Annotated in this window: 23 protein-coding genes; 15 read left to right on the top strand and 8 right to left on the bottom strand. The window is 57.4% G+C overall.

What is annotated here, in order from left to right; genetic code table 11:
* Window positions 1-170: 170 nt before the first annotated feature.
* The gene (accC, locus tag ACMHYW_RS06730) at window positions 171-1520 is read right to left on the bottom strand and encodes an acetyl-CoA carboxylase biotin carboxylase subunit (RefSeq protein WP_414501449.1); all 1350 of its coding nucleotides are present in this window, start codon (window positions 1518-1520) and stop codon (window positions 171-173) included.
* 80 nt (window positions 1521-1600) lie between these two features.
* Window positions 1601-2068, bottom strand: a complete 468-nt coding sequence (gene accB, locus ACMHYW_RS06725; protein WP_414501448.1) for an acetyl-CoA carboxylase biotin carboxyl carrier protein — start codon at window positions 2066-2068, stop codon at window positions 1601-1603.
* 82 nt (window positions 2069-2150) lie between these two features.
* Between accB and ACMHYW_RS06720 the strand changes: the two genes are divergently transcribed.
* The gene (locus ACMHYW_RS06720; RefSeq protein ID WP_414501447.1) at window positions 2151-2276 is read left to right on the top strand and encodes a hypothetical protein; all 126 of its coding nucleotides are present in this window, start codon (window positions 2151-2153) and stop codon (window positions 2274-2276) included.
* A gap of 13 nt (window positions 2277-2289) precedes the next feature.
* Here ACMHYW_RS06720 and dsbD read toward each other — a convergent pair whose 3' ends face one another.
* Both dsbD and ppa read right to left on the bottom strand, forming a co-directional pair.
* A complete protein-coding gene (gene dsbD, locus ACMHYW_RS06715) occupies window positions 2290-4131 on the bottom strand; it encodes a protein-disulfide reductase DsbD (protein WP_414501446.1) in 1842 nt (613 codons plus the stop codon).
* A 131-nt stretch (window positions 4132-4262) separates the two neighbouring features.
* On the bottom strand, window positions 4263-4796 hold the full coding sequence (gene ppa, locus ACMHYW_RS06710) for an inorganic diphosphatase (RefSeq protein ID WP_414501445.1): 534 nt from the start codon (window positions 4794-4796) through the stop codon (window positions 4263-4265).
* A gap of 286 nt (window positions 4797-5082) precedes the next feature.
* Between ppa and ACMHYW_RS06705 the strand changes: the two genes are divergently transcribed.
* Complete coding sequence (locus ACMHYW_RS06705; protein WP_414501444.1) at window positions 5083-6822, top strand: protein kinase domain-containing protein; 1740 nt, start codon at window positions 5083-5085, stop codon at window positions 6820-6822.
* A gap of 185 nt (window positions 6823-7007) precedes the next feature.
* Complete coding sequence (gene mpl / locus ACMHYW_RS06700; RefSeq protein WP_414501443.1) at window positions 7008-8405, top strand: UDP-N-acetylmuramate:L-alanyl-gamma-D-glutamyl-meso-diaminopimelate ligase; 1398 nt, start codon at window positions 7008-7010, stop codon at window positions 8403-8405.
* An 85-nt stretch (window positions 8406-8490) separates the two neighbouring features.
* Here the strand turns inward: mpl and ACMHYW_RS06695 are convergent, their stop codons facing one another.
* The gene (locus tag ACMHYW_RS06695; protein WP_414501442.1) at window positions 8491-9870 is read right to left on the bottom strand and encodes a bifunctional DedA family/phosphatase PAP2 family protein; all 1380 of its coding nucleotides are present in this window, start codon (window positions 9868-9870) and stop codon (window positions 8491-8493) included.
* Window positions 9871-10190: 320 nt separating this feature from the next.
* On the opposite strand from ACMHYW_RS06695, the gene ACMHYW_RS06690 reads away from it, so the two are divergent.
* The 12 genes from ACMHYW_RS06690 (at window position 10191) to lipA (ending at window position 22081) form a co-directional block, all read left to right on the top strand.
* The gene (locus tag ACMHYW_RS06690; RefSeq protein ID WP_414501441.1) at window positions 10191-11462 is read left to right on the top strand and encodes a glutamate-5-semialdehyde dehydrogenase; all 1272 of its coding nucleotides are present in this window, start codon (window positions 10191-10193) and stop codon (window positions 11460-11462) included.
* Window positions 11455-12108, top strand: coding sequence for a nicotinate-nucleotide adenylyltransferase (nadD, locus tag ACMHYW_RS06685; RefSeq protein ID WP_414501440.1), 654 nt, complete (start codon window positions 11455-11457; stop codon window positions 12106-12108). Before ACMHYW_RS06690 ends, nadD begins: the two co-directional genes overlap by 8 nt.
* Window positions 12109-12332: 224 nt before the next feature.
* On the top strand, window positions 12333-12695 hold the full coding sequence (gene rsfS, locus ACMHYW_RS06680; protein WP_414501439.1) for a ribosome silencing factor: 363 nt from the start codon (window positions 12333-12335) through the stop codon (window positions 12693-12695).
* Window positions 12692-13159: a 23S rRNA (pseudouridine(1915)-N(3))-methyltransferase RlmH gene (rlmH, locus tag ACMHYW_RS06675; RefSeq protein WP_027705762.1), complete on the top strand. Its 468-nt coding sequence runs from the start codon at window positions 12692-12694 to the stop codon at window positions 13157-13159. Before rsfS ends, rlmH begins: the two co-directional genes overlap by 4 nt.
* A 38-nt stretch (window positions 13160-13197) precedes the next feature.
* Entirely contained in the window at window positions 13198-15147 is a 1950-nt protein-coding gene (gene mrdA / locus ACMHYW_RS06670) for a penicillin-binding protein 2 (RefSeq protein WP_414501438.1), read from the top strand.
* Window positions 15148-15162: 15 nt separating this feature from the next.
* Entirely contained in the window at window positions 15163-16299 is a 1137-nt protein-coding gene (rodA, locus tag ACMHYW_RS06665) for a rod shape-determining protein RodA (RefSeq protein ID WP_414501437.1), read from the top strand.
* Window positions 16300-16370: 71 nt separating this feature from the next.
* Complete coding sequence (gene mltB / locus ACMHYW_RS06660) at window positions 16371-17414, top strand: lytic murein transglycosylase B (protein ID WP_414501436.1); 1044 nt, start codon at window positions 16371-16373, stop codon at window positions 17412-17414.
* Window position 17415: 1 nt separating this feature from the next.
* The gene (locus tag ACMHYW_RS06655; RefSeq protein ID WP_414501435.1) at window positions 17416-18309 is read left to right on the top strand and encodes a septal ring lytic transglycosylase RlpA family protein; all 894 of its coding nucleotides are present in this window, start codon (window positions 17416-17418) and stop codon (window positions 18307-18309) included.
* Between the two features lie 79 nt (window positions 18310-18388).
* Entirely contained in the window at window positions 18389-19639 is a 1251-nt protein-coding gene (locus ACMHYW_RS06650; RefSeq protein WP_414501434.1) for a D-alanyl-D-alanine carboxypeptidase family protein, read from the top strand.
* Window positions 19640-20037: 398 nt separating this feature from the next.
* A complete protein-coding gene (locus tag ACMHYW_RS06645) occupies window positions 20038-20364 on the top strand; it encodes a YbeD family protein (protein WP_414501433.1) in 327 nt (108 codons plus the stop codon).
* 5 nt (window positions 20365-20369) lie between these two features.
* Window positions 20370-21116, top strand: a complete 747-nt coding sequence (lipB, locus tag ACMHYW_RS06640; RefSeq protein ID WP_414501432.1) for a lipoyl(octanoyl) transferase LipB — start codon at window positions 20370-20372, stop codon at window positions 21114-21116.
* Window positions 21113-22081 carry a lipoyl synthase gene (lipA, locus tag ACMHYW_RS06635; protein ID WP_414501431.1) on the top strand — a complete coding sequence of 323 codons (969 nt, stop codon included), beginning with the start codon at window positions 21113-21115 and terminating at the stop codon, window positions 22079-22081. The genes lipB and lipA overlap by 4 nt, the downstream gene beginning before the upstream one ends.
* Window positions 22082-23657: 1576 nt before the next feature.
* Here lipA and ACMHYW_RS06630 read toward each other — a convergent pair.
* From ACMHYW_RS06630 to ACMHYW_RS06620, 3 genes are all read right to left on the bottom strand, one after another.
* Complete coding sequence (locus ACMHYW_RS06630) at window positions 23658-23876, bottom strand: DUF1737 domain-containing protein (RefSeq protein ID WP_038278923.1); 219 nt, start codon at window positions 23874-23876, stop codon at window positions 23658-23660.
* Window positions 23877-24107: 231 nt separating this feature from the next.
* Complete coding sequence (locus ACMHYW_RS06625; RefSeq protein ID WP_324603189.1) at window positions 24108-24674, bottom strand: phosphatase PAP2 family protein; 567 nt, start codon at window positions 24672-24674, stop codon at window positions 24108-24110.
* The gene (locus ACMHYW_RS06620) at window positions 24664-25869 is read right to left on the bottom strand and encodes a glycosyltransferase family 4 protein (protein WP_414501430.1); all 1206 of its coding nucleotides are present in this window, start codon (window positions 25867-25869) and stop codon (window positions 24664-24666) included. Before ACMHYW_RS06620 ends, ACMHYW_RS06625 begins: the two co-directional genes overlap by 11 nt.
* Window positions 25870-25875 lie beyond the last annotated feature (6 nt).

Here is a 25875-nt window from a genome sequence, read left to right as displayed (position 1 = left end):
CTCGGTAAGCACGGCCAGTGTCGCGATAAGACAACACTGACGCGAAAGTCAGAAGAGAGAAGCATGCAGGCGGCACAAAAGCTGCACCTGCGAAAAGAGCGGCACCTGGCCGCTCTTTGGAAGCGAAATGACAGGCCCTGGTTTATACCAAAAGGCCTGCCAATTTTCACTCAGTGCTTTTTCGACGCCAGCGAATTTTCCAGATAGTGGATGTTGACGCCGCCCTTGATAAAGGCTTCGTCACGCACCAGACGCTGCTGCATCGGGATATTCGTCTTGATGCCTTCCACTAGGATCTCGTCGAGGGCGTTGCGCATGCGTGTCAGCGCGCTGGCACGGTCATCGCCCCACGTGATCAGCTTGCCGATCAGAGAGTCGTAGTACGGCGGAACGGTGTAGCCGGTGTAGATATGGGAATCCATACGTACGCCGATACCGCCCGGTGCGTGGTAGAAGGTGATCTTGCCGGGAGACGGCATGAACGTATCAGCATCTTCGGCGTTGATGCGGCACTCGAAGGCGTGACCACGCAGCTTGATGTCTTCCTGACGGACGGACAGCGGCAGGCCGGAAGCGATGCGCAGCTGTTCCTTGACGATATCAACACCGGTCACCATTTCAGTGACGGGGTGTTCGACCTGTACGCGGGTGTTCATTTCGATGAAGAAGAAACGACCGTTTTCGTACAGGAATTCGAACGTACCGGCACCGCGGTAGCCAATCTTGATGCAGGCATCGACGCAGGACTTGAGCACGTGTGCACGCGCTTCAGGATCGACACCCGGTGCTGGTGCTTCTTCCAGAACCTTCTGGTGACGACGCTGCAGCGAGCAGTCGCGGTCGTAAAGATGGACAGCATTCCCTTGTCCGTCAGCCAACACCTGAACTTCGATGTGGCGCGGATTTTCCAGGAATTTCTCCATGTAGACCACGTCGCTACCGAATGCGGCATTGGCTTCGGTCTTGGTAACGCTGACCGCTTCCAGCAGTTCGCTTTCTTCACGCACGACGCGCATACCGCGACCACCACCACCAGCGGCAGCTTTGACGATAACCGGGTAGCCGATGCGGCGACCGAAGTCGATGATCTTCTGATCATCGGCCGGCAGCGGGCCATCAGAACCGGGGACGGTCGGTACACCAGCGGCTTTCATGGATTCGATAGCCGATACCTTGTCACCCATTAGACGGATGACGTCGGCGGTCGGGCCGATGAAGGCGAAACCAGAGCGTTCTACCTGCTCGGCAAAGTCAGCGTTCTCGGACAGGAAGCCATAGCCGGGGTGGATGGCGGAGGCGTCGGTGACCTCAGCGGCAGAAATCAGTGCCGGAATGTTGAGGTAGGACTGGGCCGGGGAAGCCGGGCCGATGCAGACGGCTTCGTCTGCCAGGCGGACGTGGATGAGGTCACGATCGGCTTTCGAATGAACGGCCACCGTTCTGATGCCGAGCTCCTTGCATGCACGCAGAATACGCAGTGCAATTTCGCCGCGGTTGGCGATCAGTACCTTTTGCAACATGATCTTCTCGCAGATTCGGTGAGACAGGTGCAGCAAGACACCCTGTCAGGCGCAGTGCGCTGCTGACAGGGGCAAGTGGCTCAGAGGATAGTAACCAGCGGCTGGTCGAATTCGACCGGCTGACCGTCTTCAACGAGTACGGCACCGATGACGCCGTCCTTGTCCGCTTCGATCTGGTTCATCATCTTCATGGCTTCGACGATGCAGACGGTGTCGCCCTTGCGAACCTGCTGACCTTCTTCAACGAACGGCTTGGCGCCCGGCGCGGAAGCGCGGTAGAAGGTGCCGACCATCGGAGAGTTGACCGCGTGGCCTGCCGGAGCGGCAGGTGCTGCCGGTGCTTCTGCGGCAGCGGGTGCCGGAGCAGCAGGTGCTGCGGCTTGAACTGGCTGCGGAGCAGAGTAGTAAGCTGTCACCGGTGCCTGGCCGCCTACCTGGCTGAAGTTGCGGCTGATGCGGACGGATTCTTCGCCTTCCTGAATTTCGATTTCGCTGACGTTGGATTCTTCCAGCAGTTCGATCAGTTTTTTGACCTTGCGAATGTCCATGTGTAATTCAGTTCCGATAGCTGTGAAATGAATACCCCTGTGCCTTGGGACAGCAGGGGCGTAGATCAAGAGGGCCTAGCGCGTGAGTCGTGCAGAGGTCAACGATAAGGGTGACGCTGTTAACCTGTGCAAGAACTTCGAAGATCGCTTCATGATAGTCGAAGATATGCCCGCTCAGCCGATGGAGATGGAGTTTGCCGAAAATTAAAGGCAGTGTCTAGTCATGGCTGAGCACGACGTGATGCGTTCAGCACCGCGCGCAGGTGATTTTCCACTTCTTCTCGCGAACGTTCGCCGACGATACGCTCATCGGCAGCCTCTTGTCCCTCAACGAAAAATAGAGCGCCCGGGGGACCAAATAAACCGTGGCCTCGCAGAAATTCGAGCGTCTTTTCGTCCGGATGTGTGACATCCAGTCGAAAACCCCGAAAAAGACTCAGAATTGGCTGCAATTCAGGCGCTGCATATACCGTGCGCTCCATCTGCTGGCAGCTGGTACACCAATCTGCATAAATATCAATCAGTAGCGGCTGACTTGAGCTGTCGTCCAGTACGCGCTGTAGCGCCTCCATACTGTCGAGACGAGGCCAGGGCGAGGCAGTATCCGAAGATGACCGTGGGTGTGGCTCGGTGGTGGTCGAGGCGGTAAAGGAGGCCAAAGGGCGAAGTGGGTCGTGGCCGCCAGCCGCTGCGCCTGTGATACAGGCGACACTCCATATTGTTGCTGCCCAGCCGATGATTTGCAGCAATGCTCGGCTTCCCTGTTGAAGTGGCAAGCCTGCGCCCAGTAGTCGCGCCCCACCCAGTCCCCATATGCCCCATAGCAACAGAGTGCATGCCGGTGGCAGGATGCGGGCCAGCAGCCATAGCGCTGTGCCCAGTAGCATCAGCCCGAACAGGCCCTTGACCGTGGTCATCCATGCGCCTGCACGTGGCAGCAGCCCCGCCCCAAACGTACAGCAAATGATGATGGGGGTGCCCATTCCTAGCGCAAGTGCCACCAGCCCCAGCATGGCCATAACGACGTTGCCCGTTGTGCTGAGGTAGACCAATACGCCGGCCAACGGGGCGGACAGGCATGGAGAGAGCACCAGTGTTGAAAGTGCGCCGGTGGCGATCGTACCGATCAGGCCGCGCTGATGCAGGCGATCATTGGCATTTTGCATGCGTATGGACAGCCACAGTGGCAGTCGCAGTTGGTAGAGATCAAACAGCCAGCCCGCTGCCACAATGCAGGCGGCCGCCATCGGAACCAGTACCCAAGCACGCTGCAATTGGGCCTGCAGTTGCAGGCTGCTGCCGAACAGTCCTACCACTAGACCTAATAGCGCGTAGGCGATAACCATGCCTATCACGTACGCCAGCGATAGCCCCAGCGCTTGGCGTCGAGACGGTGTGCGGCCTACCACAATCGCACAGGCGATGGGCAGCATGGGCAGCACACAGGGCGTAAAGGTTAAGCCAACGCCCGCCGCAAAAAGCATCAGCAGTGTCCAGGGCGACAGCGCGGGGGTTGTCGGGGTAGCGCTGAGGACCTTATTCGTAGTGCTGGGGGGCGCGTGGTCAAAAGATGTAGCGCTTGCAGGTACGCTGAGCGTCTTTTGCATGGGCGGGTAGCACAGTCCTGCTTCGGCGCAGCCCTGATAGCGGATATTGATGGGGGCCGAATCGGTCTGCCAGTTGGGCAGGGTGATATGTGCTTGGTCGTGATAGACCGAGACCTGACCAAATGAAGGGTCGTTTTTCTGCTGCGGAGGACTGAATTGGGCGCGATCGGTAATATCCTGACCCGCTTGGGTGAGATGGATGCGATCCCGGTACAGGTAGTAGCCCGGGGCTGCCTCAAGCGTAATGTACGGGCCGTGCTCGTTTTCGGCACTGTCGACCTTGAAGGCCTGGCCCGGTGGCAGAAACGATGGCGCGGCTGGCGTTGTGGTATCGGCCACTAGGTGGCGCTGGATGATGGACGGCGACGTATCGTCGGCATGGGCGCACAGAGAGAACAGCGATAGGATCAGCGTCCACAGGCATAATAGCCGAGTACAGAAGCGAGGCATGGGCATGCAGAAAGGTGCTCCGCGCGTAAAGGGAAGAGCGGCAAAGAAGGGTATCGCTGGCCGAGAACATGGTAAACCAGCGTGGGTAAGCAAGAAGCGCCCCTGAACGGAGCGCTTCGTAGCACGTCAAGGCCGCATCATTTCTGTGCGTTGTAGGCCTCAACGGCTTTGAGGATGGCGTCGCGTGCTGCCTGAGCACCTTCCCAGCCGTCAACCTTGACCCATTTGCCTGCTTCGAGGTCTTTGTAGTTCTCGAAGAAGTGGGCAATCTGCTGGCGCAGAAGTTCCGGAAGATCGGTCACTTCTTTGACATCATTGTACAGCGTGGTGAGTTTGGCGTGCGGTACGCAGACCAGTTTGGTATCTTCACCGCCTTCGTCGGACATGTTCAGCATGCCGACGGCACGAGCGCGGATGACGCTACCCGGCTGAACAGGATACGGCGTGACGACCAGTGCATCGAGGGGGTCACCGTCGTCAGCCAGTGTGCGAGAGATGTAACCGTAGTTGGCCGGGTAGAACATCGGCGTGGCCATAAAGCGGTCGACCATCAGCGCATCGAAATCCTTGTCGATTTCGTATTTGATCGGCGTGTGCTGTGCCGGAATTTCGATGACGACGTAGATGTCATCGGGCAGTGACTTGCCCGCAGGGATGTCTTTGAAACTCATGAAGAAAGGCCTTGATGTCATGAATACAGGTTGAAGGTGCGGCAGTTGGCTCAAGCGCAGGCACTTGACGCACACATATACCTTGAGCCGCTGTCCGTGGACAGCGCCAGAGTATACGAAGTCGTTGCGGGGATTACCAACCTGCCGATAAGCAATCCGGTGAATTATCGTTTCGAGACGGCATGTTTCGTGGCTTTGGCGAAAGGTGCCCCCGACTTTTTGCGCATCGAAAACAAGCGCGTGTCTCTCTATTATATGTTCCCTTATGTTGCATGGAGACGTTTCGTTGGCACATCAACTGATACTGAGCTCTGGGCAAGCTTTCGTGGCCGCCATGCCTCGCCATCACCGTTCTTTTATGGCGGTGCAATGCCCTCAGGTATTGCCAGAGCCACAGTACGGAGGATGCGCCGTCATCGCCGACTCCCCGTCACGCAATGCCATTGCCCGCCAAGCGGCAGATCTGGCGGTGCGAGGATTCATCGACGATTACTATTCCACGCCGGAGCACTGGGACACCAAATATGCGGTGCACCGTGTACTGCGTGCGCTTAACATGTGGTGCTATAGCCAGAGCCGCTTTATCCGCGGTGGCAGCTATGTCAGTGCCTTCTCTACCATGATCTTTAAGCGCGACATGGCGCACCTGTTCCATGCTGGGGATACTCGTGTCTACCGTATCCGTGGCGCGGAATGCGATCAGCTGACGCGTGATCACATCACCGAGCTGGGCGGCTATCGCTATCCTTCGCGAGCGCTGGGGATGGACGTCAATCTCGATATCGAATACATGCGCCTGCCGGTCAAACCGGGGGACATCTTCCTATTCACCACTCAAGCCGTGAACGGCACGCTAACGCCCAGTGACTATGTGCAGGTCATCAGTCAGCATGCCATCGACCTAGATGAAGCCTGCCAGCAGCTCTGTCATCGTGCCAGCGAGCAAGCCAGCGAACGTGGTTATGGCGATGATTCGTTCTGCTTCCAGCTGGTGCGTGTCGATCAGATCGAAGCGACTTCGGATGAACAGCAGCAAACTGCATCGCTGCTGGACGGGGAGCCGCCGGTGCCGCCCGAGCTGCGCGTGGGGGACGAACTGGACGGTTATCTGATCGAAGAGGTCACGCAACGCACCGAAAAAGTGCGCATTTATCGGGTGTTGGACCCTGACAGTGGGCGCCGCTTTGTACTCAAAACCATCAGCCCTCAACTGTCGCGGCGCAGCCCGTTTCTCAAGCACTTCGTGCACCAGCGTGAGCTGATCGAACGCGTCCGCTCGCCGTTTATCAATCGCGTGGCTAATCCTCCACGCCCGCGCAACTACTATTACTATCTGCTGAACTACATCGAAGGCGATTTGCTACCCGATTGGCTGCGTGCGCATCCGAACGTTTCTTACGAGCACCGCCTCGATCTGGCGCGCCAGATGTGTAAGGCGGTATCAACGCTGACGCACAACAATGTTATTCATCAGCGGCTGCGGCCCGAGTCGTTCTTGATCGACGCGCACGGCCAGATCATGCTGGTCGACTTTTCCGCCTGTGAAGACCGCGAACTGGCCTCCAAGCAGGAACTGCTATCGCTGACCTGCGATATCGGGCTGACGCCGTTCAATGCGCCGGAGTATGCGCTGAACGGTGAAGTAGGGCGGCGTAGCGATCAGTTTTCCCTCGCAGCCCTAATTTACTGGCTGCTGAGCTACCGCTGGACTGGGCGTGAACCACACGGTGAAATGCCGTATGACGTCCCGCTCGACAGTATCCGCAGCGAGGCAGCACGTGCGCAGATGACCTATATTCCACTGCGCGAGCGTGTGCCGAGTGTCTCGCCTGTGCTGGATGATGCGCTGCAGCGCGCGCTATCGCCACGTCGTGGGCTGCGCTTCCGGCGTTTATCGGAGTTTCTGGTGGCGTTACGCCCTGAGCAGCGTCACCTTCAGCCCAAAGTGCGTTCCGGTTCGCGCTGGTGGCCTATTGCGGTGGGCGTGTTGATCGTGGTGTGGTTGATCACCTGGTGGTGGCGCTAGCGCAGAATACGGCTATCTCGCTGAAATACGATAATTTTCCCATTCTGGCTGCGCCTTTCGGTGTGGCGATCCGATATCCTGATATATACGTGCGCCTCTTTAGGCGCATTTCATTTTTTGTCACGCACTGCCGGGCAAGGTGGGCGTGCCTCTCCTGAACCACAGGACAAAAGGCAATCCGACGCATGCATATTCATATTCTGGGCATCTGCGGTACGTTCATGGGTAGTCTGGCGCGCTTGGCGCGCGATGCAGGCCACCACGTCACCGGATCGGATGCTCATGTCTATCCCCCGATGAGCACCCAGCTGGAAGATGCTGGTATCCACCTGATCGAAGGCTATTCTGCTGATAACCTCGAGCCGACGCCTGATCTTGTCGTGATCGGTAACGCCATGTCGCGCGGCAACCCTGAGGTGGAAGCCGTATTGAATCGGCGCTTGCCGTATACCAGTGGGCCTCAGTGGTTGCGGGATCATATTCTGGGGCAGCGTCAGGTGCTGGCTGTGGCGGGCACGCACGGCAAGACCACGACCACCAGCATGCTGGCGTGGATTCTGAGCGATGCGGGCCTCAATCCCGGCTTTCTGGTCGGTGGCGTGCCGCTCAACTTGGGAGTGTCTTCAGCGCTGGGCGATGCTAATGCGCCTTTTGTCGTCGAGGCTGATGAATACGACAGTGCTTTCTTCGATAAGCGCTCCAAGTTTGTTCACTACCGTCCCGATGTGGCCGTACTCAATAATCTTGAGTTCGATCATGCGGATATTTTCCCTGATCTGGCCGCTATTGAGCGTCAGTTCCATCACTTGGTGCGTACAGTGCCCGGTAACGGCCGTATCCTGCAAGCAGCGGGTGAGTCCGCGTTGGCGCGTGTTATCGCGCAGGGATGCTGGACGCCGGTTGAGCAGTTCGGTGCGGCAACGCAGGACGGTTGTCAGTGGCAGTACCATCTGCACGATGCGCTGGGACAGCGGTTCACACTGAGCTATACGGATCCGCAGCAAGGCACTATGCAGGCTGACGTGCAGTGGGCGCTGCACGGCGAGTACAACGTACGCAATGCCCTAGCTGCCGCCGCTGCGGCTTACCATGCGGGCGTCTCTCTGGCGCAGTCTGCTTCAGCACTGTCCCGCTTTAAGGCACCTCGTCGTCGTCAAGAAGTGCGTGGTGTGGTCAATGACATTGCTGTGATCGACGATTTCGCTCATCACCCGACCGCCGTGGCGCTGACGTTGGCCAGTTGGCGTGCCATGGTGGACCAGCAGGGGCATGGTCGTGTGCTGGCTGTACTGGAACCTCGCTCCAACACCATGAAAATGGGAGCGCTGCGCGATCGGCTGGCGGCCAGCGTCGATGATGCTGATCTCAGCTTCTGGTACCGCCCGGCGGGGCTGGGGTGGTCGCTGGAAGACGTGACATGTGCGACACGGGCGCCAGCGATGATCTGCGATGACGTGAATAAGCTGGTCGACGCCCTCGTCGCCGAAGCGCGCCCCGGTGATCGTATCGTTGTGATGAGCAACGGTGGATTTGAGAATATTCACCAGCGCTTGCTGGACGCGCTGGCCGCTCGCCATTCGTAAGCCATCGGTTGTCAGCAGTGCATAATGAAGAAAAGCCCGCCTCATTCATCTAATGAGGCGGGCTTTTCGTTGTCGAGTCGACTACTTAGTGCAGCGGCAGTAGCCACATGCGCAGGGCCAGCAGCACGACCATACCCAGCATGGGCAGCCATGCGCCACACCAGCTTACTTCCTTGCGAGAGAAAGCGTGATAGCTGATGTTGACGATCGCGTGCAGTGTCAGCCCCAGCAGCGCGCCTCCAATAAGGTCGCTGAGCCAGTGGACACCGTAGACCAAGCGCGACAGCCCCATCAGGGTCGCCAGTGCTAGCGCCGTCCAGAAGCACAGGCTGCGCAGGCGAGCGGGAAGGTGGGCCATCAGGTACGTCGCCATCAGGCAGCAGAAAATAGCTGCCCCGGATGTGTGTGAGCTGGGATAGGAGTAGGAGTGAAGCAACCCTGACGGGCGAGGACGATTCAACAGATGCTTGAGGCCCCAGTTCACGACCGGTACGGCCAGCATGGCACCTGCCCAGTGCAGGGCAATGGCGTAGTAGCGACGCCATGTCCACCAGATGATCCACGGTAGGCTGAGTGCCAGCAGGCCAGGGCCATCACCGATCATGGAAGCGAATTTGGCAGCCGTCGTCATGTAGGGTAGCTTGGCGAAATCCGCGAACAGATCACGGGTCATGGTATCAATGCCGAGGGGTAGAGGGAGCGCCTTCCAGACGATGAACGTCCATGCGATCAGGCAGGGCAGACTGATACTCAGCAGCACAATGGCCCCTAGTGGGAAACCGTCGAACGGACTACTGAGCGCGTTCCAGAAGCGGCGGCGGCAGGAGGGCGCACGCATGCGGCGCTCCAGCGCGTAATAGAGCCGTGCTCCCGGTGCGAACAGTGTACGCCCCCACGACAGCAGAAACCCACCGACCAGAACGACCGCCAACAGCCCGCCGATCCAGATCGACGCTGCCGCTGAAAAGTGTGCATTCTGGCCCGCGCAGTAGCCGGGTAATAGATAGAGCGGTGCCCAACCAATGGCGGAAATGACGTTGACGACCAGAAAGCGTGACTGCGGCATGCGCATCATCCCCGCGATCATGGGAATGAGGGGGCGCACTGGGCCGACGAAGCGTCCGATCAAAATCGAACGGCCGCCGTGTTTGTTGAAGAACATCTGGCCGCGCGCCAGCCACGATGGGTGACGGCTGAAGGGCCAGAGCCGCGGAATGCGGTGGCACTGGGTCTTGCCCAACCAATAGCTGATGCTGTCGCCGACGGTAGCGCCAAGCGCTCCGCTTGCTAGCATCAGATAGACGTTCATATCGATCTGACCGGCGCGCAGTGCAACGCCGAACATCATGATGGTGCCGGGCAGAATCAGCCCCAGCACGGCTACGGATTCGATGGCAGCAACGATGAAGATGGCAATGGCAACCGTTAGCGTAGAGCCCGGCAGTGACGCGATTAGCTCATCCATCGTGACGCCCCCGTGATGCAGGCTGGCAACAGGAGGCAAGTGTAGGGGTAATAGGTGACAGCAGGCAGCATGATGAGTATCTCGTGGCTGCTTTGTACATGGCAGACAAAGCCCTTATAGTGAAAGTCTTATCGGCGGAAAAATGATGAAAAAAGGCCGGTTACGCACGGCCTTCGAATGCGACATACCGCCAAATGAAGGTTACTATAGCGCAAACCGTCTGATCCGTAGAGCCCCTTGTAGCGGGTAGGGGCTTGATTTATCGCGGCATTGGATGAATGTATCTTCAGTCAGAACACAGCTGAATCTAGGAGACCGGCATGACCGATGCTCTGCAGGACACGCATTCCTATATGCTCGAACTGGGTCGCCGAGCACGCAGCGTTGCCGCAACGCTGGCGCTGGCGTCCACGCGCCAGAAGAACGACGCATTGCTAGCGGCAGCGGCGCATATCGACGCTGACCGTGCCCATATCCTCGCCGCCAACCAGCGTGATGTCGAACAGGCAAAAGCGCGCCAGCTGCCCACGGCTCGTATCGAACGCTTGGTGCTTACTGATGCTCGCATTGACGGCATCATCGCAGGCCTGCGTCAGGTCGCCAATCTTGATGACCCTGTTGGCGCTGTCGATGGCATGCGTACGCGTCCCAATGGTCTGAAGATCGGCAAGATGCGAGTTCCGCTGGGCGTTATCGGCATCATCTACGAATCTCGCCCCAATGTTACCGCAGATGCTGCGGCCCTGTGTCTGAAATCGGGCAATGCCTGCATTCTGCGCGGTGGTTCCGAAGCCCGTGAATCCAATGCCGCGCTGGCCAAGTGCCTGTATGCAGGCCTACGTGATGCGGGTCTGCCCGAGTCTGCCGTACAGGTTGTCGAAACCACCGACCGTGCTGCGGTCGATACGCTGGTGACGATGTCGGACTATGTCGATGTCATCATCCCTCGGGGCGGTAAAGGGCTGATCAAGCGCATCTCCGAGCAGGCGCGTGTGCCGGTTATCAAGCACCTAGACGGCAACTGCCATATGTACGTCGATGAAACGGCAGATCTAGCGCTGGCGGAAAAGGTCGCCATCAATGCCAAGTGCTATCGTTATGGTATCTGTGGTGCGCTGGAAACCCTGCTGATTGACGCCAGAGTGGCCGAGCGCTTCCTGCCGGTAATCGCCAAGGCCTTTGCAGAACGCGAGGTCACCTTGCGTGGCTGTGAGCGCAGTCGTGCCATTGTGTCAGGCCTTGACGCTGCAACAGAAGACGATTGGGCGACCGAATATCTGGGACCGATTCTGGCTGTGCGTATCGTTGATGGTCTGGATGATGCCATGGCGCACATCAACCGCTATGGCTCACAGCATACTGATGCCATCATCTCGACCGACATCAACCGTATCCAGCACTTCATGGCGGGCGTTGATTCCAGTTCTGTTGTGGCCAATGCGCCGACCTGTTTCGCGGACGGTTTCGAGTATGGCCTTGGGGCCGAGATCGGTATTTCGACCGGCAAGCTGCACGCCCGCGGCCCCGTCGGGCTGGAAGGACTGACTTCACAGAAATACATCGTGTTCGGGCAGGGGCAGTGCCGTGGCTGATGCTGTACGAATCGCCATGTTTGGCGGCACGTTCAACCCCGTTCACGTGGGGCATCTGCGTGCTGCCATTGAACTGCGGGAACAGCTAGCGCTTGATCAGGTCCATATGATCGTGAACCGCGAGCCACCGCACCGTCAGGTGCCTGGTGTCTCCGGGCAGGATCGGTTCGCCATGCTGTCCGCCGCGGTTGCGCCGCTGGACGGCATCGTGGCCGATGCTCGCGAGCTGGAGCGTGAAGGGCCTTCCTATACGGTAGATACCCTGCGCTCGCTGCGAGACCAGTACGGTGTCGATGCTCGTCTGATGATGGTTGTCGGTGTGGATGCCTTCCTTGGATTGGCCAGCTGGCGTCAGCCCGATGTGCTGTTCTCGCTGGCGCATATTGTTGTGATTCAGCGCCCCGGTGCCGAACTGGTGCTGAGCGATGAAGTGGCGGCGTTGGTCGACGGTCGCAAGGCCGATGGCATCGACGATTTGATGGCGCGTACGTCGGGTTGTTATCTACCGCTGCGCTTGCCGACGCCGATCGAACTTTCGGCGACGGCCATCCGTGAACGTCTGGCGCTCGGGCAAGACACGCGTTACCTGCTGGCACCAGAAGTGCTGGGCGTGATTGCTGAACGTCAGCTATACCGTCAGCAATAAGTGTGTGGTGCCGACGGTCAGCCTTGCTCAGCATGTGATGATCGTGGGTGCCAACGACACGCTACTCGACGAAGAAGGGCGGCAATAGCCGCCTTCTTTGATAAAAAAGATGTCTGAACAGGCGAAGCGGAGCGAAAAAAACGGTAAGATGCGCTCTTTCCGCGGTTATCGGCCCAGATGTACCGCTTTTTCAGGCAATGCTACTGAACGATTGATTGGATAACATGCAGACACAAGCTTTGAAGACACTGGTCGTCGACGCCTTGGAAGACCTCAAAGGTAAAGATATCGTCGTGTTGGATGTCGCTCATATGACGAGCGTCACTGATTTTATGGTTATCGCGAGCGGTACCTCCTCTCGCCACGTTTCCGCTATGGCAGACAACGTCGTCGAAAAAGCCAAACACGCGGGTATGCAGCCGTTGGGCGTTGAAGGGCGTCAGGCGCAGGATTGGGTGCTGGTCGACCTCGGTGATGTCGTCGCTCATGTGATGACGGCAGAAGCCCGCGCGCACTACGATCTGGAACGTCTGTGGGGCGAACTGCCCATCTCTACGCGCGACAATGCGGAAGGTGGGCAGGCGTGAAACTCCGTATCCTCGCTGTCGGCACCAAAATGCCGGACTGGGTGGAAACGGGTGTCGAGACGTATGTCAAACGAATGCCGCGCGACTGCGCTATCGAGTTTATTGAGATAGCGCCGGGTAATCGCGGCAAGAACGCGGATATCGCCAGAGCGATGGCCCAGGAAGGGGATCGCATGCTGAGCCATATTCGCGATAGCGATCATATCGTGGCGCTTGATGTCAAAGGTCGCACATGGGACACGCACAAGCTGTCGCATGAGCTTGACGGGTGGCGTATGCAGGGTGGCGATGTCGCCCTGCTGATCGGCGGCCCGGACGGCCTTGATCCGCGCTGTTTGGCCAAGGCCCATCAGCGCTGGTCGCTGTCAGCATTGACGCTGCCTCATCCGCTGGTACGTATCGTACTGGCCGAGCAGCTTTATCGTGCGTGGACCCTGTTGGTAGGCCATCCTTACCACCGTTAGTCTGTCGTTTCTTCCCGTTTACCCTGCTGTTGAAGGTCATGCTGCGTACACTGATTACCCGTCTTCGAGACAAGGACAACAAACCCACGCGCATCAAGGATACGGCAGAGGAAGTCGCCCTGTTTCGCGGCCGCTGTCTGGCCGCGGCTGCCATGGTTGTCCTGATGACCTGTGGCATCATGGCCCGCATGGTCTATCTGCAGGTCTTTCAGCATGAAGAATTCCTGGTTCGATCCGACAATAACCGCATTCGCATTGAGCCACTGCCGCCCACCCGTGGATTGATCTACGACCGAGAAGGGCGTCTGCTGGCCGAAAACCGTCCCACCTACAACCTGATCATGGTGCGCGAGCGCTCCGGCGACGTGACCCAGACGCTGGAAACGCTAATGTCCGTGCTGGAATTGCCGCAGGACATGCTTGATGAGCTGAAAGATCGTTCTCTCCAGCGTCAGCGCCCGTTCCAGCCCGCCGTTCTTTTGAGCGATCTCAGCGAAGGCCAGATCGCACGTCTGGCGCTTAACCGCTACCGCTTGCCCGGCCTTGATGTTGAAGCGCAGCTGCTGCGCTATTACCCCGACAGCGATGTGATGGCCCATGTGTTGGGCTACGTCGGTCGTATCAGTCAGGATGACCTCACACGCCTTGATCCCGATAGCTATGCCGGTACCCATTTTGTCGGCAAGATCGGTATTGAACGTTTCTATGAAAAGGAACTGCACGGTCAGGCGGGCATGCGTCAGCTCGAAGCCAATGCTCGTGGCCGTCTGTTGGGCGAGCTGAGTCGCACGCCGCCGGTACGGGGCAAGGATGTCGTATTGACCATCGACAGCGCGCTTCAGCACAAGGCCTACGAAGAACTGTCGGGGCGACGCGGCGCGATCGTGGCCATTGACCCTAAGACCGGCGGCATTCTGGCAATGGCTTCATCGCCGGGATTCGATGCCAACATGTTCGTGACCGGCATCAGTCGCAAGGACTACCAGTCACTTCAGGATGACAAAGACCTACCGCTCTATGCGCGTGCCGTGCAGGGGCGCTATCCGCCTGCATCGACCATCAAGCCGTATATGGCGCTGGCCGGTCTGGATTCAGGGGTGGTCACGCCCGGTGATGCGGTTAACGACCCGGGCTTTTACGAGTTGCCCAACGATCCCAGCCATCACAAGTACCGCAACTGGTTCCGCTGGGGGCATGGTCGAGTTGACATGCCGCGTGCCATCCTGCTGTCCAACGACACCTACTTCTTCAATCTGGCCCACAATCTGGGCATTGAGCGTATGAGTGCGTTCATGCATCGTTTTGGTTTCGGTGAAGAGCACTCGCTTGATGTATGGGGCGCCGGTTCGGGCACCATGCCTGACCCCGAGTGGAAACGCCGTCGCTACAAGCGCGAGCGCGACAAGGTATGGTTCCCGGGTGAGACGCTCTCGGCTGGTATCGGTCAAGGGTATGTGTCAGCCACGCCGCTTCAGATCGCGACGGCAGCGGCCGTGCTGGCCAACCGCGGGAAATGGGTACGTCCGCATCTGGCGGCGCGCATCGGCACGCACGACGTGCTCCCCCCGTTCCCCGATACGCCACCCGATATCGACATCAATTACCCCAATGCATGGAATATCGTCATCAATGCCATGAAAGGGGTCGCGGATAATTCTGATGTACTGCGCGATGGCCGTCACTATACCTTGGCGGCCAAGACCGGTACGGCACAGGTCTTTACCGTGGCACAGGACAAGCGCTACAACGCGTCCGAGATCGATGAGCGCAAGCGTGACCACGCGCTGTTTATCGGTTTTGCGCCGGTTGAGAATCCCCAGATTGCCGTAGCGGTCATTGTCGAAAATGCGGGGTGGGGCGGTAAGATTGCCGGCCCGATCGGGCGTCATATCATCGACGAGTGGATGAAGCCCGGGGCTGAACACGAGGTAAAAATCCTGTCGGGGCACCACGATGAAACACTGTCAGTACCCGGCGAGATCGAATAGAGCTCAGGATACGTTATGAAGGGTTGGTTGCGAACGTTCTACCAGCGACGCCATGCGCGCGGCGACAGCATTGGCTTTGGCATGCTGCACATTGATCCCTGGCTGTTGCTGTCATTGATGCTGACCATGGCCGGTGGGCTAGTGGTGCTGTACAGCGCCAGCGGTGAAGCGCGTCTGTACGTTGAGGCGCAGGCGCTGCGTTTCGTGCTGGCGTTCGTGGTCATGGCGATCATCGCCCAGATTCCACCGGTGACGATGCAGCGCTGGGCACCGGCCATGTATGTGCTGGTCACCCTGATGCTGGTGGCGGTGGCCGTTACGGGCTACCACGCGATGGGGGCCAAGCGCTGGCTAGAAATTCCTGGCGTAATGCGTTTCCAGCCCTCCGAGTTCATGAAGATCGTAATGCCGATGATGTTGGCCAGTTATCTATCGCGGCGTTCGATTCCGATGAGCTGGCCTGATCTTGGCGTGTGTGTGTTGATCATGATGGTGCCGGTACTGCTGATCGCGCGCCAGCCTGACCTAGGAACGGCACTGCTGATCTTTGCCGCCGCCATGTTTGTCATCTTTCTGGCCGGCATTTCTTGGCGTCTGGTCTTCATCAGTGTGCTGGTCATCGGCGCGGCATTGCCACTGCTGTGGTTCAACATGCATGACTATCAGCGCCAGCGCGTACTGACCTTCCTTAACCCCGAGATGGATCCGCTGGGGTCCGGCTGGAACATTATCCAGTCCAAGACCGCCATCGGTTCCGGCGGGCTGTTTGGCAAGGGCTGGATGGACGGCACGCAGGCACAGTTGCAGTTCCTGCCTGAGCGCCATACCGACTTTATCGTGGCCGTGCTGGCAGAAGAATTCGGCATGGTTGGCATGATCTTATTGATGATCGGGTATCTAATGATTGTCGGGCGCGGCCTCTATGTGGCGTATTGCGCTCAGGACACCTTCGGTCGTCTGTTGGCAGGCAGTCTGATCCTGACCTTCTTCATTTACGTCTTCGTGAATATTGGGATGGTCAGCGGCATCCTGCCGGTAGTGGGTGTGCCGCTGCCGCTGGTGAGTTACGGTGGGACATCGAGTATCACGCTAATGGCCGGGTTTGGCATCGTGATGTCGATACATACGCACCGTCGCTTGCTGCGGCCCTGATCGCGCCCCAACCTTTTTAACGCCGTATGGACGGACGACGTAGCGATGCCCTTCGAACAAAGGAGTGAGGGATGGGTAATAGAACGATGATGCAGAATGTCTGTGGTTACGGTGCCCGAATGGGCGCTGCCGCGCTGCTGTGGATGTCCGCAGTGGCTGCCGTGCAGGCCGCGGATTTTCCGGCTACCGAACCTGCGATCAAGCAGTTCATTGAAACGACGGCCCGCGAACAGCAGATTCCTGTTGAACAGGTGCGCCGTGTGGTCGAAGCCGCTACGTTCCAGCCCAGCATTATCGCTGCGATCAGTAAACCTGCCGAGAAGCGCTTGCGCTGGGATGAGTATCGCAATCTGTTCATGCAGCAGTCGCGCATCGACAAGGGTGCCGATTTCGTCATGCAGAACTTGCCTGCGATGGAACGTGCTGAGCGTGAGTACGGCGTGCCGCGTGAGATTATTGCCGCCATCATCGGCGTCGAGACGGGCTATGGAGCCAACACGGGCAAATACCGTGTGGTTGATGCTCTGGGGACGCTAGCCTTCCGCTATCCTGCCCGTTCGGCCTTTTTCAGTAAGGAGCTGAGTGCTTATCTGAAGCTCACTAGCGAGCAGAAGCTTGATCCGCTGGCGTATAAGGGCTCCTATGCCGGAGCGATGGGCTACCCGCAGTTCATGCCGTCCAGCTACCGTGCCTACGCAGTGGATTACACCGGTGACGGTATTCGCGATATCTGGAACTCGCCGGCGGATGCTATCGGCAGCGTGGCGCATTACTTCCAGGCACACGGCTGGAAGTCCGGTGAAAGCGTGGTGTTGACCGCGACGGGGCCGCAGCAGCCTCCTGAAGGTCTTGATTACAACCGCCCTGAAGCACCGTATCGTACCGTGGCCGAACTTGAAGCCAAGGGCATTCGTGGTAGTGCAGCGCTGCCTGCCGATACCCGCGTCATTCCGCTGGCCTTCGAGCTGAGCGATGGCAGCGTGGAGTACGATATCGGGCTGCATAATTTTTACGTGATTACTCGTTACAATCACAGCCCACTTTATGCGATGGCGGTGACTTCCCTTGCTAAGCAGATCCAGAATACATTGGCGCAGCGTCAAGCCCAGCACTAAGGTGCTTCGTTGCGGTTGGACGGTCGGGCTGATCCTGTTGCTGGCCGGGTGCGCATCTCATCAGCATCGCTATGCATCACGTTCTGACAGCTATCCGACGGATCAGCGCGATCTGAGCCAGGTCAAGGATGCAGTGCCGCATTACGAGCCGCGTGCGCGTTCGGGCAACCAGCCGCTCTACACCGTGCTGGGCAAGCGTTATAGTGTGCTGCCCAGTGCGCAGGGGTATGTCGAAGAAGGGCAGGCCTCCTTTTACGGCAATAAGTTTCATGGCTACGCTACATCGAGTGGCGAACCCTATGATATGTATGCCATGACGGCGGCGCATAAGCAGCTGCCGTTGCCTAGCTATGCGCGGGTAACCAACCTCGATAATGGGCGCTCGGTTGTAGTTCGCGTTAACGATCGAGGGCCGTTCCATGACGGCCGCATTCTTGACCTGTCCTATGCCGCCGCATGGCGTCTGGGCATCGCGGCGAAGGGAACAGGTCACGTGCGGGTCGAAGGCATCGACCCTTTAGCGCTATCATCGCCCGCTGCGACAGCCGTTACAGCCAGGTCCGCACTAACAGCACCTTCGGCCTCGGCGAACCTCACACCTGCTGCCGTTGTCTCACCGACGGCGCCGCGTGTAGCGGCCAGTACGGTCGCGGCAGGCAGCATGGGTGGCGGAAAGATGCTGCAGGTGGCGGCGCTAAGTTCCGAACAGAATGCACGGCAGCTTCGAGCGCAGCTGAGTTCGCGCCTGTCGCTGCCGGTCGCCGTACAGAAGACGCGCGATATCTATCGTATCCATGTGGGGCCTTTTCATGATGAAGTGGCGCTGGTGGCCGCCCGAGAAGCACTTAACAACGCCGGATACGCTCACCCGATTGAGGTGGACGCGGTGCCTTGACTGTCACCACCGCATGGATGCACGTTTTTGACGGTAATTGACGTACCGTTCCACGACTGGACAACAGGAAATAGAAATCATGAACAAGAGTGCTTCATCCGTTCGCCGCTCCCGTGTCTGGGTGCTGGCGGCCATGCTGGGTATGACACCGGTGATGGCAGGCTCAAGCTTGCTGGCTCATGCGGAAGATGCACCTGCCGTCCCTCAGAGCCAGCAGTCGCTGCCGCCCAACCTGCCGCCGCTCAATCTGGCGACGGCCGTGCCGGCACCGCCACAACTGGCGGCGACCTCGTGGCTACTGATGGACGCGCGCACGGGTCAGGTGCTGATCGAACACGATTCTCACAAACGTGTTCCGCCAGCCAGTCTGACCAAGCTGATGACGGCCTACATCGCCGAGTACCGCACGGCACAGGGTCAGCTGCCTGAAGAGACTCCTGTGCTGGTCAGCGAGCATGCTTGGCGTACCGGTGGTTCGCGCATGTTCCTGCGCGTCGGTACCACCGTGCCGGTCAGCGAGCTAATGAAAGGGATCGTTATTCAGTCTGGTAACGATGCCAGCGTCGCGATGGCCGAACATATTTCCGGCTCCGAAGACACTTTTGCTGCACTGATGAACAGTATGGCGCAAGCGCTGGGCATGAAGGATTCCCACTTCATGAACGCGACGGGGCTGCCGCACGACGACCATTATTCGACGGCATATGACCTTGCTATCCTGGCGCGCCATATCGTCAACGACTACCCCGAGCATGCCTCTCTCTATGCTCAGAAAGAGTTCACCTACAACAATATTCGTCAGCCTAACCGCAACTTGTTGCTGTATCGGGATGCGCGCGTGGACGGCCTGAAAACGGGCCACACTGACGCGGCGGGTTATTGCATGGTGGCCTCTGCCAAGCAGGGTGACATGCGTTTGATCGCCGTCGTGATGGGTACCACTTCCGAGCAGGCGCGTGCGGTTGAAACGCAGAAGTTGCTCAACCACGGCTTCCTGTACTACACCACGCAGCACCTGTATCAGAAGGGGCCGATCAACAACGACCTGCGTGTTTGGGGCGGTGAAAAGAATCACCTGAAAGTAGGCTTCGAGAACGACGTCTATGCGACATTGCCGCGTGGCGATGCGCCGCTGACCCAGCATACCGACCTGCCTTCCAGTGTCGATGCACCGGTTCATAAAGGGCAGACGCTGGGCTCCATGACGATCCGTCGTGGTGATCAAGCGCTTGTTCAGGTGCCGTTGGTCGCGCTGGAAGAGGTCGAGGAAGCGGGCTTCTTCGGTCGCCTTTGGGACAGTATCGTACGTTTCTTTGTCAATCTGTTCTGACACTAGGCATTGGTTGACGCTCTACATGGTGCCAGAAACATCGTGTTGATGTGAGACGAACCCCACGGTGGCGATGGCGCCCTGTGGGGTTCGTCGTTTCAGCTGTTTTGACGTGCGGAGCGCAGTCGTAGCAGCCTGCCGCCGCAAAAAAGCGCGATAAACACCTTGATCATGGCGGTCATCGCCCATACTACATAGCGCTATATGATCGTTATGGTGAGTGTCTTAGCGCAGGCTTTACGAGCGGCACGGCGTGATCACCACCATGACGATGACCCGCTCGCAGGATCAATGTATCCTTTAAGGCAATAGCGTGGAGCGCGCAGCAGCGATTTTCACCGACGCATTCAACGCCAAGTGGTTTTAAAGTGCCGCTTGGCCTGACATAGAGACATGACATGAGCGACAACCAGAACACTGAGCAGAAGAGCACCGAGGCGTTGGGTATGCAGGGCGATGGTGGTCAGCCAGCACCGAAGATTGAATTTCCCTGCGACTACTCGCTGAAGATCGTTGGCGATCACGATGACGGCTTCCAGCCGGCTATCGTCGAGGTGCTCAAGCGTTTCGATAGCGGCTTCAACGAAGCCGATCTCAGCCATCAAGACAGCCGTACCGGCCGTTTTCGTTCACTGCGTGCCACTATCACAGCAACGAGCGAAGAGCAGCTGAAGGCGCTGTTCGAAGCGCTTAAGGCCACGGGCCGCGTACACATGGTGCTGTGAGGCATATGCCTGAGATGCCCGTAGCCACGCCACAGCCAACGCATTCCTTTGATCTTTATCGACTGGGAATGCGCGCCTATCAGCCCGTCTGGCAGACCATGCGCCAGTACACGGATCAGCGTCAGCGCAATGATCGGGACCAGCTGTGGCTGGTCGAGCATTTGCCGGTATTCACGCAAGGGCAGGCGGGCAAGCCCGAGCATGTCCTGATGCCGGGCGACATTCCTGTCGTGCAGAGCGACCGTGGTGGCCAAGTGACGTATCACGGCCCCGGCCAGCTGATCGCCTACCTGATGTTTGATCTCAAGCGTTGTGGTATCGGCGTACGGGCAATGGTTACGGCGCTTGAGCAGAGTGTTATCGAGGCACTGGCACAGCACGGCATAGAGGCCTTTGCGCGCCCGGACGCACCGGGTGTTTATGTCGATCGTGCTGATGGCTCACTGGCTAAGATCGCCTCACTGGGGCTGCGCGTACGTCGCGGCTGCAGTTATCATGGCATCGCGTTCAATCTGGATATGGACCTGTCGCCGTTCGAGCGCATCAACCCTTGTGGGTATGCTGGAATGGCGATGACGCAGCTGCGTGACCTGCTGCCTGCCGGCAAGGTCATTGATCGCGCGCAAGAAGCCGACCGTTGGCTGAAATGCCTTGTTCATCAGCTGACCCAACAATCGACCGCTTTCCTGTTCGCACCCATTGCACAGGAGGGCGATCCCTTTGAATTTTACGAGTCTGGTGGTGAGTCATGAGTGAATCCACTGTAACGCCGAAGCGCGCCGTACAAGGCGTCAAGCTGCGCGGGGCAGAGAAGGTCGCCCGCATCCCGGTCAAGGTCATTCCGACAGAAACGCTGCCGCAGAAGCCCGACTGGCTACGCGTACGTATGCCGGTCTCCTCCGAAGTGACCCGTATCAAGCAGACGCTGCGTAAGCACAAGCTGCATACGGTGTGTGAGGAAGCCACCTGTCCCAACCTAGGGGAATGTTTCCACGGCGGCACGGCCACCTTCATGATCATGGGGGATATTTGCACGCGCCGCTGCCCGTTCTGCGACGTGGCACACGGTCGCCCTAATGCGTTGAACAGCGAAGAACCACGCGAGCTGGCGGAAGCCATCGCCGAGATGAAGCTGCGCTATGTGGTCATCACCTCGGTTGACCGCGACGATCTGCGCGACGGTGGCGCAGGCCATTTTGCTGACTGCGTTTCGGCTATTCGTGCACTCAGCCCCGACATTGAGATCGAAATCCTGGTTCCCGATTTTCGAGGGCGTATGGATGTGGCCATCGATATTCTGGCTGATGCGCCGCCGACCGTTTTCAATCACAACCTTGAAACCGTACCGTCGCTGTACCGCAAGGTACGTCCGGGCGCCGATTATCAGTGGTCGCTGGATCTGCTGAAGCGTTACAAGGCGCGTCGCCCTGATGTCACAACCAAGTCTGGGCTGATGGTTGGCGTTGGCGAGACGGATGAGCAGATCATTGAAGTTATGCGCGACCTGCGTCGCCATGATGTAGATATGCTGACCATCGGCCAGTACATGCAGCCGTCCAAAAACCACCTAGCAATTGACCGCTGGGTACGCCCCGAAATCTTCAAATGGTTCGAAGAAGAAGGGTTGAAGATGGGCTTCCGCCAAGTGGCTTCCGGCCCACTCGTGCGCTCCAGCTATCACGCCGACAAGCAGGCCCATGGCGGCCACGTATCGTGATAGCGCTGATCGCTTAGCAATAGCTTGAAAAGCCCTGCCGTTGACGTGTTAACGGTAGGGCTTTTTTATGCGGTGCACGGTAGTCAACGGTGCTATCGACGGGAGATAAAAGTGCTGTAGTTCACATATCTTTGGTCTATGGGTTATGCATTTGGGGAACGTTAGAGCGTGTTTCATAACTCCAATACTCCAGTCATTGACGGGACTTCAAACCACAAAATTGCGGTAAAAGCCGTCTATTTTAGAAAGGGAAAAGCCATTACTCAGGTTATGAAACAGCCTCTTAAAAGCCTATTTTGCCTTTGAGTTTTGAGGCATGGCTGATTAGAGACCTTTCCCGATGAACTCTGTATGCCATTACCCCACTTCTTTTGCACTAATGGTCGAGACTCTAGGTATTCTTGTTACATGCTTCAAGAGCGATCAGTCTCTACGGAACACTGCGCCGTCCAAAAATTAACAGGGGCATTATCATACTTCGTTATACCGTGTCATCTATGTCGGCGGAATGTGCTTGCTTGGAATTTAATTTGTAGATAAAAATAACCGCTGCATAAGTCGGTACTGCTGGCGAGGGATAAGGGCCAATCGGTGGGTTAATAGTAATGGTGTGCGCTAAGTAGTACTTTAGACGTGCAAACGGCAGTATATTACATGCATGATTTAAGATGTTGTTATAAAATGGCCTGGGAGGCAGATTAGGTCGCAATATACCCTCGCATAGGGCGCCGAGGGTAATATAGCGGCCTAAAGTAGGATTTATTCTTGTAGGCAGAGGAAAGGCTAATAAAGGTAATTATTTGGTAATTGATATAAGTGCTGTCTAAACATCCACAATGCTTTCTACTGCCACTGTGTGCTATGATTGGCTTTGGTTTAGTTGGAAGCTTGAGTTTCGTGTGCTGACAATTGGTTTACTGTCTTTTATATTAAAAATGAGCCGCGAGGGAGGTATAGTTTGTTGGTTCTGCTGTAATTATTACGTAATGACATGTTGATTTTTGCATTTCCTATTAGTGAAAGTGCTAGGCTAAAAGCTGGAATATGTGTCATGAAAAGTTATAAAATGATAATCGAAAATATATTGTGTTTTAACGTGTAAAGAGGGGTTTGATATAATTATGAATAATGGTAATAAGTCTTCCTTTAATCTAGTTTTCAAATGTGGTTGTGTGCTGCTGGCTGTTGCAGCTCTGTTTCTACTTCATCTGGCATACGTAGTATATACCATGCCACAAACACATCTCTTTGTGCTTTTTTTCAAATTTATTCCGGTGGCTTTTTTTGCAGTATTGGGGCTGATAATGGTAGGAAGTGGTTTGGCTATCAACGCCTTTAAAAAGTAGTGTTTTATTTATTGTGAAGTGATTATTGTGCCTTGACAATATATAAAGCTGTTTTTTACTTTAACGAACTTATTAATAGTTCAGGGTGTGATATTTATGGTTGATATCATGCTGCATTGTAGAGATGCTAACAAATTGCCCGTTACGCTCCATTAAATGGCAACGGCTTAGATTACGTAACAGCCACTATAGAAGCCCATGGGCTTCTATAGTGGCTGTTACTGCCCTCGTCAGCCGTTCTGTGGCTGTGGGGCGGGGCGATCGGCGGGCCAGATGATCGCTTGAGCGGCGATAACACACTGACGTACGGGGTCATAAGTCAGTGCCGGTGAGCCGTGCAGTTCGAAGCCTTGATCCAGTAGTGTCGATACGCGCTGGCAGAAAGCGGCATCGTCAGGGCCGGTCAACAGACGATAGCGTTTGAATGGGGCAGGTGAAGAAGCAGGCATGGCGATATCCTAAGAAAGCGGCGATCAATATGAACTGAGAGTGCCGCAAGTATGCGGCAGCATCAAGTCCGCGGTCAGTTGAATTGGCCGCCAAAAGTCGCTTTTTTTGGTCCTGCAGACGAGGCCTTGGAGCGTATAGTGAAGGTCTGCGAGGCAAACGCAAAAAGGCAACCCCTCGGGGTTGCCTTTCTTTATTATTAATATCGGTGGGCTTCTGAATAAGGGGCTGATCTAGCCCAGTAGATTCGGAAAGGCACTGTCGATGGCCAGAATGGACAGTTGCGCCACGCCATAACCGATCAGCGCTCCCGCAATGACATCGCTGATATAGTGCAGGCCAAGAATGACCCGCGACAGCATAACGATGATAGCAAACGGGATAACGCCAATTAGGAGGCGTGGTTCGTACTGCCATGCGAGCGTCGTAAACATGACGGCGTGCAGAGTATGGCCGCTGGGGAAACTGTAGCGATCCAGTGGCGGCATGGTGCACGGAATTAGGTCGAATGAAATATAGGGCCGTTCGCGACACAGCTTGTTTTTGATCAGTCGATAGAGCAGTCCGCCAATCGCCGCGGAAACACCCCACGAAACGGCCATGATCCACCCCAGTTTGCCGTGCAGTACGGGCAGCATAAGGCAGACGGCAATCCATGCCGGATAGTCGCCCAGCCAGCTCGCTTTCTGCAGCAGCCACAGCACTGGACGATAACTGCCTAGGCGAGTGCAACGGCGGCAGGCTTTCCACTCCAGCATATCGAGATGCTTGAATACTGCATGGCGTCGGTCACGCATCATGAGTCTCCCTGGCCTGATGCAAGTAACGAACGAACGTTTCCGCGATGTGCGGCCACGTCAGGCTTGCCACTCGGTCGCACGCACGCTGCCCGATCGTCCTGATCTGCGACGGCGTCTCGCGAATGGTCAGCACGGCGTCGATGAACGCCTGCTCGTCTCCACAGGGTACCACAAAACCGTTGACCCCATTTTCGATCAGCTCTCCCGCGGCAGCATAGTCGAACGCCACCACACACTGTCCGCTCGCCATTGCTTCAGTGACCACGTTGCCGAACGTCTCGGACAGTGAAGGGAACAGGAAAATATCCCCACTGGCATAGTGGCGTGCCAGATCCTCGTTCTGCTGGAAACCGACAAAATGCGCCCACGGGGCGGCTTCTTCGACCTCATGGCGCATGGGACCATCGCCCACGATGACGGCGATTTGGTCGGGATGGCGTTCATGCAGCGCTCGCAGTGATGCTACCAACAGTGGAATGTTCTTTTCGACAGCCAGGCGCCCCGTATACATGACAACCGGTGTGTCTGGTGTTGCTCCCCACGAGGCACGCAGCGCATCGTCACGGTGCTGAGGAGAAAACCTGCCGTGATCCAGACCACGCCCCATGACCTGTACATTGCGGTAACCCTGTGCGGTCATGCGCTCGGCCTGCTGGCGAGTGGGTACCAGCGTGGCCAGTGTGCGGTTGTGGAAGCGTTTCAGGAACGCCCCGACAAACGGGCGCACGGCGCGCAGCCAAAGATAGTGGCGGCTGTACTGGTCGAAATTGGTGTGAAAGCCACTAACGACGGGCAGGCGCAGTTGGCGGGCAACGCGCAGAGCCACCATGCCGAGCGGCCCTTCGGTCGCGATATAGACTACGTCGGGGCGGTGTGTTCGCCAGAACTGGCGCAGCTTGCGCGGAGGTACCCAGCCGATATTGACCCCTTCATAATCCTTGACGGGAATCGCCTTGACCTGTAGCTCCTCATCGACTCGGGCATCGCGAGAGCCGTCTTTGGGCGTGGGCCGTACTAGCTGAAGCGTGTAGTGCTGCGCGTGAAGATATTGCGACAGCTGTGACAGCGTATGGGTGACGCCATTGATTTCAGGCAGCCAGGTTTCGCTGACGAAAGCCACTTTCATGGGGGCCATCCGAGTGGCGGACAGCGCATGAAGCGACTCATGGTCGATGAAAGCGGGAGGCAAGGGCATAGGATC

It is taken from the genome of Zymobacter sp. IVIA_12111.31 C1 (assembly GCF_047495495.1).
Classification (GTDB): Bacteria; Pseudomonadota; Gammaproteobacteria; order Pseudomonadales; family Halomonadaceae; genus Zymobacter.
This window is presented reverse-complemented; position numbering and strand designations above follow the sequence as displayed.